The sequence below is a fragment of the Pseudomonas sp. LBUM1651 genome (assembly GCF_059716135.1).
Genome location: NZ_CP166805.1, coordinates 5131759 through 5145619, shown reverse-complemented (window position 1 = coordinate 5145619; position 13861 = coordinate 5131759). Strand labels below are relative to the sequence as shown.

Below are 13861 nucleotides of genomic sequence, written 5' to 3'. Positions count from 1 at the left end.
AGCCTGCTCGCGATGAACGATAACGCGGTCTATCGACTTACCACGTCAAACCCACCCACTGCTCTGCATCGCCTTGTACACCGCGACAATCGCCAGGATGAAGAACGCCGAAGCCGCCAGGCGACGGATCAACGTCAACGGCAGTTTGTCCGCCGCAAAGTTACCCGCCAGCACCACCGGCACGTTGGCAATCAACATACCGGCGGTGGTGCCGATGATCACCAGCCACAATTCCGGGTATTGCGCGGCAAGCATCACGGTCGCGATCTGGGTCTTGTCGCCAATCTCCGCGAGGAAGAACGCAATCAGCGTCGTCAGGAACGGCCCGAACTTGCGGGCGGTGCTGGCTTCGTCGTCATCCATCTTGTCCGGCACCAGGGTCCACAACGCCGTCGCGGTGAAGCTCGCGGCGAGAATCCAGTGCAACATCGCATCCGAGAAGAAACTTCCGACCCAGGCGCCTACCGCACCGGCTGCCGCGTGGTTGGCCAGGGTGGCGGCGACGATGCCGGCAATGATCGGCCACGGTTTGCGAAAACGGGCAGCGAGAATGAGCGCGAGCAGTTGCGTCTTGTCGCCGATTTCGGCCAAGGCAACGATTGCGGTGGGAACGAGAAGTGAATCCAGCATCAGGGTTTTCCTAAGGGGCGGGTCGACACGGCTATGACACGTACAGCCTTCCCGCCCCGGGTAAGGTGTTCGTGTCATAGGTCTTGTCAAACCCTGGCGATCCGTCTGATGCGGACGCTTGGGTCGCATACGCCATGGTCTGAGGACCAAGTATGTTGACGTATGCCGGACGAGCATGGCGCTCGTGGGAGACTACTCCCCTAGGACGGAGCGGATTCTGCCTAGGCAAATCCGATTGGGCAAGTACAAATTTTCAACCGCGTTTGGCTCGATAAATTCTGAAGCCCTGTCCTTCAGCCTTGATCGCACACACGCCAAGGTGCTCTTCGATCAGCGGCTGATACTTCAGGAAACTGTTCGCAACCAAGCGCAGTTCGCCACCGTTTTTCAGATGTTTGGCTGCTTTTCGCAGCAAGTTCTCGGTGGCGAAATAGTCTGTGTGTACACCGACATGGAACGGCGGGTTGCTCAGAATTGCGCTCAAACCCATCGGCGCCGCATCGATGCCGTCACCGGTAATCACCTCGGCTTCCAGACCGTTGGCAGCCAGGGTCAAGCGGCTGCTGGCGGCCGCAAAAGCGTCCACGTCGAGCAGCGTGACCTGATTGTGCGGATAGCGACGCTTGACCGCCGCGCCCAACACACCCGCGCCGCAGCCGAAGTCCAGCAAATGACCGCTCGGCAATTTGTCCAGATGCTCAAGCAACAACGCACTGCCGCGATCCAGGCGACCGTGGCTGAACACGCCCGGCAGGCTGATGACTTTCAACGGACCTTCGGCCAGCGGCAACTCATAGGTCTGAGCCAGACTTTCCAGCGATTTGGCTGCTGGCGCATTGGCCACGGTGACCTGCCAGAGCTGGCAGTGACGCGCGCTGTCGAGCTTGCGCGGTTTGCCGAACGGGTTCAGTTGCTTGGCCGCGCCTTCGATGCCGCTGCGTTTTTCCCCTACCAGATACAGCTCGCGACCGGCCAGGCGCGAGGCGAGGGCGTTGAGGATGTAGTCGGTAAGGTCCTTGGACTTGGGCAGAAACACCACCGCGGTATCGAACTCGCGCTCGGGCGCGGTCACGCCGAAGTGGCTGCGCTCAACGAAACGAGCGTCCAGCGCGGCCTGGTCGCCGGCGTGCCAGCACCAGCCATGGGCGTCGGGCAGGCGACCGAGCAAATCATCGGCGGGCAAACCGGCCAGTAACACCGAACCCTGGAATAACTCGGCCTGACGAAGCAGTACTTCACTGCGCGGATCCATACTCTGCTCCTGTGAAAAAAGTGCCGCAGTTTATCAACTGACGACCCGCAGCGCTGTACCGCTGAAGTATCCCTGCGCGTTTTCGGTCAATTGGCCCACGATCCGCTGCCGCGCCTCGCGACTGCCCCACGCGTTGTGCGGTGTGACGATCAAGCGTGGAATGTCGGCGGCGAGTAACGGGTTGCCGGCGGTCGGCGGTTCGACGCTCAGCACGTCGGTGGCGGCGCCGCCCAGATGGCCGTTGCGCAAGGCATCGGCCAGCGCCTGTTCGTCGATCAGGCCACCACGGGCGGTGTTGACCACGAAGGCGCCCGGTTTCATCGACGCCAGTTCCCGAGCGCCGATGAAGTGACGAGTGTGTTCGTTGAGCGGGCAGTGCAGAGTCAGTGCATCGATCTGCGGCAACAATTCATTTAGCGGCAACCGGTCCGGCCGGGCAGGGCGCCCCGGGATCTGCCCAAGCAACACGCGCATGCCGAAGGCTTCGGCCAGTCGTGCGACTGCGCCACCCAGCTCGCCGTGACCGAGCAAGCCCAAGGTTTTGCCTTCCAGTTCGACGATCGGGTAATCCAGCAGGCAGAACTGTTTCGCTTGTTGCCAACGACCTTCGCCGACCGCTTTCTGATAATCGGCGAGGCGCGTCGCCAGGTTGAGCAGCAACATGATCGTGTGCTGCGCCACCGACGGCGTGCCATAACCCTGGCAGTTGCAGACGGTAACGCCGTGGGCGCGGGCGGCGGCGAGATCGACGTTGTTGGTGCCGGTGGCGGTGATCAGGATCAGCTTCAGCTCGGGGCTGGCGGCGATGGCTGCGGCGTCGATCAGGATTTTGTTGCTGATGGCGACGGTCGCGCCCTTGAGGCGCTCGATGACCTGTTCGGGCGTGGTCTGCGCGAACAGCTGCAAATCGTCGAAGCAATCACGCAATGGACTGAGGTCCAGATCGCCGAGGTCCAGCGAGGGATGGTCGAGGAAAACGGCGCGGCGAGGGTTCGTCATCAACTGTACCTTTTGTGCATTGAATTGAAGGCGTAATCTGCCGAGCCTATCAGATAGAAACAAATGGTTACTTACTGGCTGGTCTGGCACAAAGCCTGTGGCGAGGGAGCTTGCTCCCGCTCGGCTGCGAAGCAGCCGTAAGCCGGATGACGCAGTGCGCCTGACAAAACGCGGTCGCCTGGGTTGGGGCCGCTACGCAGCCCAGCGGGAGCAAGCTCCCTCGCCACAAAATTGAAGATGGCAAAAAGGTGAGTTCACCTTGAAATTTTTTATTGATCGGCCTGCCCCAGAGGAGCCCCCATGTACTGGACAGAGTTCTTGACCGTTGCCCTCATCCATTTGCTGGCCGTGGCCAGCCCCGGCCCGGACTTTGCCGTGGTGGTGCGTGAGAGCGTGACCCACGGTCGTCGCGCCGGCACCTGGACCGCGCTGGGCGTCGGCACGGCGATTTTCCTGCACGTCGGCTATTCGCTGCTCGGCATTGGCCTGATCGTGTCCCAGTCGATCGTGCTGTTCAACGCCTTGAAATGGGCGGCCGCCGCTTACCTGCTGTACATCGGCTTCAAAGCCCTGCGTGCGCAACCGGCCAGACCGGTGGCTGACGACCTGCACAAGGAAGCCGGCGAGCGCACGGCTCGCGGCGCCTTCACCTCGGGTTTCGTGACCAACGGTCTGAACCCCAAGGCCACGCTGTTCTTCCTGTCGTTGTTTACCGTGGTGATCAATCCGCACACGCCGCTGGCCGTGCAGGCGGGTTACGGGATTTACCTCGCAGTGGCGACCGCTGTCTGGTTCTGCCTGGTGGCGATGCTGTTCAGTCAGCAGCGCGTGCGCGCCGGCTTCGCCCGCATGGGCCACTGGTTCGACCGGACCATGGGCGCGGTGCTGATCGCCATCGGCGTGAAACTCGCGTTCACTGAGATGCATTGATCGCGTTAAACGCGACTGTATAACCTGCAAATGCTGGCGCAACGCTAGCATTTGCTGAATGTTGCAAATCATTCCTTCGGCTGATTTGGTTGTCATGGAAGGGCACTAGAGTGCTTACTTTCAGTCACGACCGTGCAGTCAGAAAAGGGATTCTTATGTTGCAGACTCGCGTTATCCCCCCAGCCGAAGGCGCTTACCAGTATCCATTGCTGATCAAACGGCTGTTGATGTCTGGCGCGCGCTATGAGAAAACCCGCGAGATCATCTACCGCGACCAGTTGCGCTACAGCTATCCGACCCTGATCGAACGGGTTGCACGCCTGGCCAACGTACTGACGGCGGCCGGCGTCAAGGCCGGCGATACCGTGGCGGTGATGGACTGGGACAGCCATCGTTATCTGGAATGCATGTTCGCCATCCCGATGATCGGCGCGGTGATCCACACCATCAACGTGCGCCTGTCGCCGGAACAGATCCTCTACACCATGAACCACGCCGAGGACCGCTTCGTGCTGGTCAACAGCGAGTTCGTGGGGCTGTACAACGCGATTGCCGGGCACTTGACCACAGTGGAAAAAACCCTGCTGCTGACCGATCTGCCGGAAAAAACCGCTGATTTGCCGAACCTCGTCGGCGAGTACGAACAGTTGCTGGAGGCCGCGAGCACGCAGTACGACTTCCAGGATTTCGACGAGAATTCGGTCGCAACCACGTTCTACACAACCGGCACCACCGGCAATCCCAAAGGCGTGTATTTCACCCACCGGCAACTGGTGCTGCACACCATGGGCGTGTCGACCATCATGGGCGCCATCGACAGCGTGCGGCTGCTGGGCACCAACGACGTGTACATGCCGATCACCCCGATGTTCCATGTGCACGCCTGGGGCTTGCCGTATGTGGCCACCATGCTCGGGCTCAAGCAGGTCTATCCCGGTCGCTACGACCCGGAGTATCTGGTGGAGCTGTGGCGCAAGGAAAAAGTCACCTTTTCCCACTGCGTCCCGACCATCCTGCAAATGGTCCTCAACGCCAAGGCTGCGCAAGGCACGGACTTCGGTGGCTGGAAAATTGTCATTGGCGGCAGTGCGTTGAACCGTACGTTGTACGAAGCCGCCAAAGCCAATGGCATTCAGCTGACGGCCGCCTATGGCATGTCGGAAACCGGGCCACTGATCTCGTGTGCGCACCTCAACGATGAGTTGATGGCGGGCACCGAAGACGAACGCACCACGTATCGAATCAAGGCTGGCGTGCCGGGGCCGCTGGTGGAGGCGGCGATCGTCGACACCGACGGCAACTTCCTGCCCGCCGATGGCGAGACTCAAGGCGAGCTCGTGTTGCGCGCGCCGTGGCTCACCGAAGGCTATTTCAACGAGCCGCAGAAGGGCGCCGAGCTCTGGGCCGGTGGCTGGTTGCATACCGGTGACGTGGCGACACTGGACAGCATGGGCGTGATCGATATTCGTGACCGGATCAAGGACGTGATCAAGACCGGCGGCGAGTGGATTTCCTCCCTGGACCTCGAGGACCTGATCAGTCGCCATCCAGCGGTACGCGAAGTAGCAGTGGTGGGCATTGCCGACCCGCAGTGGGGCGAGCGACCGTTTGCCTTGCTGGTGATCCGCGAAGGCCATGTAATCGGGGCCAAAGAACTCAAGGAACACCTCAAGCCGTTTGTGGAGCAGGGGCACCTGAGCAAGTGGGCCATCCCGAGCCAGATCGCCCTTGTTACTGAAATTCCCAAGACCAGCGTCGGCAAGCTCGACAAGAAGCGCATTCGCGTCGACATCACCGAATGGCAAGCCAACAACAGCACCTTCCTTTCGACGCTTTAAGCATCTTCTGGCGTGCCCGAAAAGGCACGCCAGCCCCACCAAGCAAGCGCTTGGCTTGTGAAATCCGAAATTTCAGCCATCCTTGCCGTGCCGACAGGTGTCGGACTGGCGAAAGGACTGTTCCAGAGTGGCCGGCAGCTGCAAATCACACTTTAGAGGGATCAAGCACTACTACCTGCTGGCTATAGTCCGCTCAAGGATTTTTAAGAACGGAGCAAACGCACAAAACGGGGCGATGCAACTTTGGAGTGACTTCGGGAAGCCTTGGCTCCGGGTCAGCCACAGCGTTTTTAAAAGTACTCACTGCCATAACAATAATGCACATGGAGTAGCGTCGATGACATCAGTAAACCAGTTCTGGCGCCGGGCTAAACTGCCTCTGGCTGTCAGTCTTGCTTCTTCGCTCGCCGGGCCCGCATTCGGCGTCAGTTTCAACGTTGGTGAAATCGAAGGCAGCTTCGACTCGTCCCTTTCCGTTGGTGCCAGTTGGTCTACTGCCAAACCCAACAGAGATTTGATCGGGGTCAACAACGGCGGCAAGGGGTTGTCGCAAACCTCTGACGACGGTCACTTGAACTTCAAGCGCGGGGAAACGTTTTCGAAAATCTTCAAGGGTATCCATGATCTGGAACTGAAGTACGGCGATACCGGTGTCTTTGTCCGTGGCAAATACTGGTATGACTTTGAACTCAAGGACGAAAGTCGTCTGTTCAAGGACATCAGCGATGAAAACCGCAAGGAAGGCGCCAAGTCCGCCGGTGGGCAGATTCTCGACGCCTTCGTCTACCACAACTATGCCATTGCCGATCAGCCGGGTTCCGTGCGTCTGGGCAAGCAGGTAGTAAGCTGGGGTGAAAGCACCTTTATCGGTGGCGGTATCAACTCGATCAACCCGATCGACGTGTCGGCATTCCGCCGTCCAGGTGCTGAGGTCAAGGAAGGCCTGATTCCGGTCAACATGTTCTATGTGTCCCAGACCCTGACCGACAACCTGTCGGCTGAGGCGTTCTATCAGCTGGAGTGGGACCAGACGGTTACCGATAACTGCGGGACTTTCTTCTCGCAGCCGGACATCATTGCTGATGGTTGCGACAACAATCTGCGCGTTCTCAACAAACGTTCGACGATTAACCCCCTGGCAATCCCTACTTTGACTGCGCTTGGGGTGAACGCTAACGAAGAGGGTGTTCTGGTTAAGCGCGGTCCAGACCGTGATGCTCGTGACAGTGGTCAGTTCGGCGTGGCCATGCACTATAACTTCGAGCCGCTGGACACCGAGTTCGGTGCGTACTTCATGAATTACCATAGCCGCGCACCCATTTTCAGTGCTCAAGGCGCAGGACAGTTTTACTACAGCGTCCCGTTGGGACCTTTGGCTAGCGCGCGGCCGTTGGTTGTGGCGGGTAACTCCAACTACTTTGTCGAGTATCCGGAAGATATTCGCCTGTATGGCTTGAGCTTTTCCACCACCTTGCCTACCGGCACGGCATGGAGCGGTGAGTTGAGCTACCGGCCAAATGCTCCGGTTCAGTTGAACTCCACCGATATTCTTTTTGCCGGTGTTACACCCATTCCCGGTTTCGGCAACGCCTCTGTTTTGCGGGGTTCTCCGGGCCAGGATCTGCATGGTTATCGTCGTAAGGAAATCACCCAGTTCCAGACAACATTCACCCACTTTCTGGATCAGATCATGGGTGCGAGTCGTCTGACTCTGGTCGGTGAAATCGGTGTTACATACGTCGGCGGCCTGGAAAGTCGATCTGAAGCTCGTTATGGTCGTGATCCGGTCTTCGGTCCAGGTGAATTGCCTAATGGTTTTTGTACCACGCTCAACAGCAGCACCATTGCTGGTGCCGGTGCCGGCACAGATGCCAGCAATCGCACCACCAACTGCAACAACGACGGTTTTACCACCTCCACTTCCTGGGGCTATCGCGGTCGCGCCATCTGGGAATACCCGGATGTCTTCGCCGGTGTAAACCTCAAGCCCAACGTAGCCTGGTCCCATGACGTGAGCGGTTACTCGCCTGGCCCTGGTGGCAACTTCGAAGAAGGTCGCAAGGCGGTCAGCCTGGGTCTCGATGCCGAGTACCAGAACACCTACACCGCGAGCCTGGCCTATACCAACTTCTTTGGTGGCGACTACACCACCGTGGATGATCGCGACTTTGTTGCGCTCAGCTTCGGCGTGAACTTCTAAGCACTGCATTTTCAGGACGAACACACCTATGAAAACAACAAAGAGTCTGTTCCACGCCGGATTTCTGGGGCTTACGCTGCTGGCGACCAGCGTGATGGCTGCGGTCCCTGCGGCCGAAGCGGACAAGCTGGGCAAGAGCCTGACGCCGATGGGCGCCGAGATGGCCGGCAATGCCGACGGTTCTATTCCAGCCTGGAAGCCGATGGCGAAAAACGCCGGCACCATCGACGGCAAAGGTTTCCTGTCCGACCCGTACGCCAGTGAAAAACCGCTGTTCACCATCACGGCGCAGAACGTCGATCAGTACAAGAACAAGCTCGCTCCGGGCCAGTACGCGATGTTCAAGCGCTACCCGGAATCTTTCAAGATGCCGGTCTACCCGTCCCATCGCGGCGCGACCGTGCCGGATGACGTGTTCGCGGCGATCAAGAAAAACGCCACCGGCACGGAGCTGGTGTCCGGCGGCAACGGGCTGAAAAACTTCGACACAGCCGTACCGTTCCCGATTCCAAAGAGCGGTGTCGAGGTTATCTGGAACCACATCACCCGTTATCGCGGTGGCAGCGTGACCCGTCTGATCACCCAGGCCACGCCGCAGCCGAACGGCTCGTACAGCCTGGTGTACTTCCAGGACCAGTTCGTATTCCGCGACAAGATGAAGGATTGGGATCCGGCGAACCCGGGCAACATCCTGTTCTACTTCAAGCAGGAAGTGACCGCGCCGGCGCGCCTGGCCGGTGGTGTGCTGCTGGTGCACGAAACCCTCGATCAGGTGGCGGAACCGCGTTCGGCGTGGGTCTACAACGCCGGTCAGCGTCGTGTGCGTCGCGCACCGCAAGTGTCCTATGACGGGCCGGGTACCGCGGCGGACGGCCTGCGTACCTCTGACAACCTGGACATGTACAACGGAGCACCGGATCGTTACGACTGGAAGCTCGAAGGCAAGAAAGAGATGTACATCGCCTCCGACAGCTACAAGCTCGACGATCCGAAGCTGAAGTACGACGACATTATCAAGGCCGGTCACATCAACCAGGACCTCGCTCGCTATGAACTGCGTCGGGTCTGGCATGTGGTCGCCACCCTGAAGGAAGGTCAGCGTCACATCTACGCCAAGCGTGACTTCTACATCGATGAAGACACCTGGCAAGCATCGGTCATCGATCACTACGACGGTCGCAATCAACTCTGGCGTGTAGCGGAAGCTCACTCCCAGAACTACTACAACGTTCAAGTGCCGTGGTACACCCTGGAAGCCTTGTATGACCTGCAATCGGGCCGTTACCTGGCACTCGGTATGAAGAACGAAGAGAAATCGGCGTATAACTTCGGTTTCACTGCCACCACCAGCGACTTCACACCGGCGGCGTTGCGTCAGACCGGGGTTCGTTAACCTGAACTGAACAGAGGCCTCATCCTCGAAAAAAGCCCCGACTCGTTCGGGGCTTTTTTTTGCGCGTAGACTTTTTGTAGCCATTTGTAGCAATAACCTTCAATACCTCTTCGTTTACCGCTAGGCTGCGGACATCTGCAACGCCGCCAACAGCATTTCAAACAAGAGCCGGCCATGACTGATCTGTCCCCACTCCCGGGCCCTGCAAGCGTTGCCGTCGCGACACTGGACGGTCGTTTCTTTCGGCCACCGCTGCCTGACGGGCACGTGCTGCGGCCTCGTTTGTGCGAGCGCCTGAGTGCGGGCCTCGGTGGCAGGCTGTTGCTGGTCAGCGCACCGGCGGGGTTCGGCAAGAGTTCGCTGGCAGTAGAGTTCTGTCAGGGGCTGCCAGCTCACTGGCAAAGTCTGTGGCTGGGATTGAGTCCGCGAGACAACGACCCCGGCCGTTTTCTTGAGCGGTTGCTCGAAGGCCTCCAAGACTTTTTTCCACAGTTGGGCAGGCAGTCCCTGGGCCTGTTGAAAATGCGTCAGCGTCATCAGCCATTTGCCTTCGAAGAATGGCTGGACGGTTTGCTCGACGAGTTGGCCGTGCATTTGTTGCCGACGGCGCCACTGCTGCTGGTACTCGATGACTACCATCTGGCCCAGGGGCCGGTACTCGATCGTTGCCTGCAATTTTTCCTCAATCATCTTCCTGACGGCTTGCTGGTGATGGTCACCAGTCGCCAGCGTCCGGACTGGCATCTGGCACGCCTGCGCCTGTCACGGCAATTGCTCGAGTTGCATGAGCAGGATCTGCGCCTGACCCACGACGAAGCCTTGACCCTGCTCGATAGACACAGCACGTCCTTGCGCGGCGAAGCGCTGGAGAGCCTGATCCAGCGCAGCGAGGGCTGGGTCGCTGGCTTGCGTTTCTGGTTGCTGGCGGCTTCCGAAGCCGGCTCCGAAGGCGCATTGCCCCAGTCCTTGCATGGCGGGGAAGGGCTGATTCGCGATTATCTGCTCGAAGAGGTCATCGATTGCCTGCCCGCCGAGGTGCAGTCATTTCTGTATGACACAGCACCTCAGGAGCGTTTTTGCAGCGAGCTGTGCGACGCTGTTCGCGAGGCGCACGACAGTGCCGAGATCCTGGGTTTTCTGCTCGCGCATCAAGTGTTCCTGGTGCCGCTGGACGAACACGGTCACTGGTATCGTTATCACCATCTTTTTTCCGACCTGCTGCGCACCCGGCCTACCCGTCAGGCAATGGTGCCGGCGGCCAGCCTGCACCTGCGCGCCTGTCGCTGGTTCAATGCTCAGGGCCTGCTCGATGAAGCGGTGGAGCAGGCGTTGCGCGCCGGGCACCTGGACGTGGCGGCAAACCTGGTACAGAACCTGTCTGAAGAACAGCTGCTGGCAGAACAGAACGTCGGCATGTTGCTGCGCTGGAAAATGGACTTGCCCGACAGCCTGCTGATCAGCACGCCACGCTTGATCGTGCTCTACAGCTGGGCGCTGGGACTGGCTTGTCAGCTGGATGCCGCCGAGGAGCTGGCCAGTCACCTGAGCCGCTTCCTGCCGGCGCCGTCGGCCACTGCGCAGAAGTCCATGCTCGCGCAATGGCTGGCCTTGAGCGGCATCATCGCCCGCGGTCGCGGCAATCGCGAGTTGACGCTGCTGTATTGCACCGAAGCGCTGGAGAGTCTTCCGTCCAAGCGTTACGGCCAGCGCCTTATGTGCCTTTCAACCCTGTCCAACCTCGCCATTGCCGACGGCGACTTATGGCGGGCACGCGGTCTGAACCGTGATTCTCTGGAGCTGGCGCAACGGGTGGGCAATCCATTGTTCGAAGCGTTGGCGCATTACGATCGCGCCCGGGTGTTGCAGGCGCGAGGCGAGATCCTGCGTTCGCTGGATGAAGTTCGCCAGGGACTGCAACGCCTGCAAGGATTGTCGCCGCAACGGCTCTATGCCGTACGCGCCCGGCTGACCTTGTACGAGGGGTTCCTGCTGGCCCTGCGTCTGCAGCCGCAGACGGCGCGGGTGCGCTTGCAGGCGGGGTTGACTGAAGCCCGCGCCTGTCGCGACATCAGCGTACTGATCGGCCATTGCGTGATCGCCAGGCTCGAAGGCAGCAGCGGCGAATTCGCCAAGGCCTTCGCCGAACTCGCAGAAGCCGAACGACTGATGCACATCTGGGACGTACCGCCGATCTACTATCTGGCGATGATCACCCTGGTCAAATGCGAACTCTGGCTGGCTCAGGGACGTACCGATCTGGCGGAAGCCTGGCTCGCGCGACTGGGCCAGACCTACAACGGCGAACAGCCGGCAGCACCTCCGGAGTTCCATCCGCAATTGCCGCTGCATATCGAGTTGCAACAGGCCTTGCTGGAGGTCATTCAGGCGCAGCCGATGCTGGCCGAGGGACGATTGAATGCGTTGCTCGAGCATGGTCAGCAAACCGGTCGGCAATTGCTCAGTGTGATGGCCCTGACACAGAAAACCGAACTGCTCCTCGCGCACAACCGTGAGCCTGAAGCCCGGCAAGCTTTCGCTCAGTCTTTGGAAGCGGCCAGCGGCGGCGCGCTGCAGCCTTTTGATGGCTTGTTGAGCAAATACCCCGACTGGTTGCGCGAGCAGCTGCAGAACTGCGCGAAAGCAGTGGTTTCGCAGAGCCTTTCAGAACGGCTCCCCCTTGTCGCCGCGCGCATTGCTCCGGAGCCCTCACAAGCCTGCGAACAGCTCAGCTCCCGAGAACTGTCGGTTCTGAAACTCATTGCCCAAGGCTGCTCGAACCAGGAAATCAGCGATCAGCTGTTCATTTCCCTGCACACCGTTAAAACCCATGCCAGCCACATCAACAGCAAGCTCGGGGTTGAGCGGCGTACGCAGGCGGTGGCACGGGCGAAGGCGTTGGGTGTTTTGGGCTGACGTCGTTTGTCGATACACATGGCGGTAAAGGGCGGGATGCCAATGTGTGCGAAAATCCCCCGACCCTGTTTATCGAGCATGCCCCGATGTCCCAACAACCGACCCTCATCCGCGAAACCTTCCCCGTCGGCCCGTTGCAGTGCAACTGCACGATCATCGGCGATCCGGTCACGAAAAAGGCCATCGTGGTCGATCCGGGTGGCAATCACGAGCTGATCCTGGCTCGGCTCGACGCCCTGGGCCTGAAGGTGGTCAGCATCATTCACACCCACGCGCACCTGGATCATTTCCTGGCCTCTGGTCAGTTGAAGGAAAAAACCGGCGCGACCTTGCACCTGCACAAGGAAGATCAGTTCCTCTGGGACAATCTGGAGATGCAATGCCAGATGTTCGGTGTGCCTTATACCCCGGTCCCATCTCCCGATCGCTGGTTGGCCGATGATGAAGAACTGGCCTGCGGCTGTGGCGTGGCGTTGCACACGCCAGGTCATACGCCGGGTTCCATGAGCTTCTGGTTTTCAGAGGCCAAGCTGCTGATTGCCGGTGACACGCTGTTTCGTCGCGGGGTAGGGCGCACGGATTTGTGGGGTGGCGATCAGGCGACCATCGTGCGTTCGATCAAGCAACGGCTGTACACCCTTGATGAAGACGCGACAGTGGTGACCGGTCATGGTCCGGACACGCGGCTGGGCGACGAAATGCGCGACAACCCTTTTGTGCGGGCTTAATTGTTACCGACGGAATTTTCGCCGCCCGAAATGATCCAACGCCCGCTAAGGCCGATGCCTTGTTCCGTTGCACCATAGAATGTAGAAAGTAGGAGCTCTTCATGTTCACCAAGCAGCGTTTGATTATTGTCGCTACGGCTGTGGCCTTTCTGTCTGGCTGCGCCTCGACTAACCCTTACGACAACCAGGGCCAGGCCGACAGTGGTTCCACGGGCATGAGCAAAACCGCGAAATACGGTGGCCTCGGTGCTCTGGCTGGTGCCCTTGCGGGTGCAGCCATTGACCACAACAACCGTGGCAAGGGGGCGCTGATCGGTGCCGCCGTGGTGGGGGCTTCCGCTGCCGGTTACGGTTACTACGCCGACCAGCAAGAGAAAAAGCTGCGCGCCAGCATGGCCAATACCGGCGTCGAGGTGCAGCGTCAGGGCGATCAGATCAAGCTGATCATGCCGGGCAACATCACGTTCGCCACCGATTCGGCGAACATCGCTTCAAGCTTCTATCAGCCGCTGAACAACCTGGCAGGCTCGCTCAAGGAGTTCAGCCAGAACCAGATTGAGATCGTCGGCTACACCGACAGCACCGGCAGCCGTCAGCACAACATGGACCTGTCCCAGCGTCGGGCCCAGAGCGTGGCGACTTATCTGACCTCTCAAGGTGTGAGTGGTACCAACCTGTCGGCGCGCGGTGCCGGCCCGGATAACCCGGTTGCCAGCAACGGTGACGTCAATGGCCGGGCGCAGAACCGTCGGGTCGAGGTCAACCTCAAGGCAATTCCGGGCCAGCAGTATGGCGGCCAGCAGCAGGGTACGGTTCAGCAGTACCCTTGATCGCCTGACTGAACCCCAGGCGTAAAAAAACCGCCCGATCCCTCAACAGATCGGGCGGTTTTTTTTGTGTCGCCCGTTCTGGCCCCTTCGCGAGCAGGCTCGCTCACACAGGGGACGCATTCCAACTGTGGGAGCGAGCCTGCTCGCG

At 59.8% G+C, this 13861-nt stretch carries 10 protein-coding genes and 1 riboswitch; of the genes, 7 read left to right on the top strand and 3 right to left on the bottom strand.

The features are described from left to right. Positions 1–45: 45 nt before the first annotated feature. The 3 genes from ACA066_RS24060 to ACA066_RS24050 form a co-directional block, all read right to left on the bottom strand. Positions 46–630 carry a TMEM165/GDT1 family protein gene (locus ACA066_RS24060; RefSeq protein ID WP_497696907.1) on the bottom strand — a complete coding sequence of 195 codons (585 nt, stop codon included), beginning with the start codon at positions 628–630 and terminating at the stop codon, positions 46–48. Positions 631–718: 88 nt separating this feature from the next. Then, positions 719–844: riboswitch (yybP-ykoY riboswitch) on the bottom strand. 39 nt (positions 845–883) lie between these two features. Further along, positions 884–1882: a methyltransferase gene (locus ACA066_RS24055; RefSeq protein WP_497696906.1), complete on the bottom strand. Its 999-nt coding sequence runs from the start codon at positions 1880–1882 to the stop codon at positions 884–886. A gap of 33 nt (positions 1883–1915) precedes the next feature. After that, a complete protein-coding gene (locus ACA066_RS24050) occupies positions 1916–2881 on the bottom strand; it encodes a 2-hydroxyacid dehydrogenase (protein WP_497696905.1) in 966 nt (321 codons plus the stop codon). Between the two features lie 300 nt (positions 2882–3181). Here ACA066_RS24050 and ACA066_RS24045 point away from each other — a divergent pair, with 300 nt between their 5' ends. The 7 genes from ACA066_RS24045 to ACA066_RS24015 all read left to right on the top strand — a co-directional run bounded on the left by ACA066_RS24045 (position 3182) and on the right by ACA066_RS24015 (position 13713). After that, complete coding sequence (locus ACA066_RS24045; RefSeq protein ID WP_497696904.1) at positions 3182–3811, top strand: LysE family translocator; 630 nt, start codon at positions 3182–3184, stop codon at positions 3809–3811. Positions 3812–3966: 155 nt separating this feature from the next. Then, the gene (locus tag ACA066_RS24040) at positions 3967–5649 is read left to right on the top strand and encodes a fatty acid--CoA ligase (RefSeq protein WP_497696903.1); all 1683 of its coding nucleotides are present in this window, start codon (positions 3967–3969) and stop codon (positions 5647–5649) included. 337 nt (positions 5650–5986) lie between these two features. After that, positions 5987–7849 carry a DUF1302 domain-containing protein gene (locus ACA066_RS24035; RefSeq protein ID WP_497696902.1) on the top strand — a complete coding sequence of 621 codons (1863 nt, stop codon included), beginning with the start codon at positions 5987–5989 and terminating at the stop codon, positions 7847–7849. A gap of 28 nt (positions 7850–7877) precedes the next feature. Further along, positions 7878–9242: a DUF1329 domain-containing protein gene (locus ACA066_RS24030; protein WP_497696901.1), complete on the top strand. Its 1365-nt coding sequence runs from the start codon at positions 7878–7880 to the stop codon at positions 9240–9242. A gap of 174 nt (positions 9243–9416) precedes the next feature. Then, entirely contained in the window at positions 9417–12155 is a 2739-nt protein-coding gene (locus tag ACA066_RS24025) for a winged helix-turn-helix domain-containing protein (RefSeq protein ID WP_497696900.1), read from the top strand. 86 nt (positions 12156–12241) lie between these two features. Then, positions 12242–12883 (top strand): MBL fold metallo-hydrolase, encoded by a 642-nt coding sequence (locus ACA066_RS24020; protein ID WP_008025937.1) that lies wholly within the window; start codon positions 12242–12244, stop codon positions 12881–12883. Positions 12884–12984: 101 nt separating this feature from the next. Next, entirely contained in the window at positions 12985–13713 is a 729-nt protein-coding gene (locus ACA066_RS24015) for a YiaD family glycine zipper/OmpA-like lipoprotein (protein WP_497696899.1), read from the top strand. Positions 13714–13861 lie beyond the last annotated feature (148 nt).

Bases quoted from the DNA above. Each gene is read 5' to 3' on its own strand.
- ACA066_RS24060 (WP_497696907.1), bottom strand. From the start codon at position 630: ATGCTGGATTCACTTCTCGTTCCCACCGCAATCGTTGCCTTGGCCGAA.
- ACA066_RS24055 (WP_497696906.1), bottom strand. From the start codon at position 1,882: ATGGATCCGCGCAGTGAAGTACTGCTTCGTCAGGCCGAGTTATTCCAG.
- ACA066_RS24050 (WP_497696905.1), bottom strand. From the start codon at position 2,881: ATGACGAACCCTCGCCGCGCCGTTTTCCTCGACCATCCCTCGCTGGAC.
- ACA066_RS24045 (WP_497696904.1), top strand. From the start codon at position 3,182: ATGTACTGGACAGAGTTCTTGACCGTTGCCCTCATCCATTTGCTGGCC.
- ACA066_RS24040 (WP_497696903.1), top strand. From the start codon at position 3,967: ATGTTGCAGACTCGCGTTATCCCCCCAGCCGAAGGCGCTTACCAGTAT.
- ACA066_RS24035 (WP_497696902.1), top strand. From the start codon at position 5,987: ATGACATCAGTAAACCAGTTCTGGCGCCGGGCTAAACTGCCTCTGGCT.
- ACA066_RS24030 (WP_497696901.1), top strand. From the start codon at position 7,878: ATGAAAACAACAAAGAGTCTGTTCCACGCCGGATTTCTGGGGCTTACG.
- ACA066_RS24025 (WP_497696900.1), top strand. From the start codon at position 9,417: ATGACTGATCTGTCCCCACTCCCGGGCCCTGCAAGCGTTGCCGTCGCG.
- ACA066_RS24020 (WP_008025937.1), top strand. From the start codon at position 12,242: ATGTCCCAACAACCGACCCTCATCCGCGAAACCTTCCCCGTCGGCCCG.
- ACA066_RS24015 (WP_497696899.1), top strand. From the start codon at position 12,985: ATGTTCACCAAGCAGCGTTTGATTATTGTCGCTACGGCTGTGGCCTTT.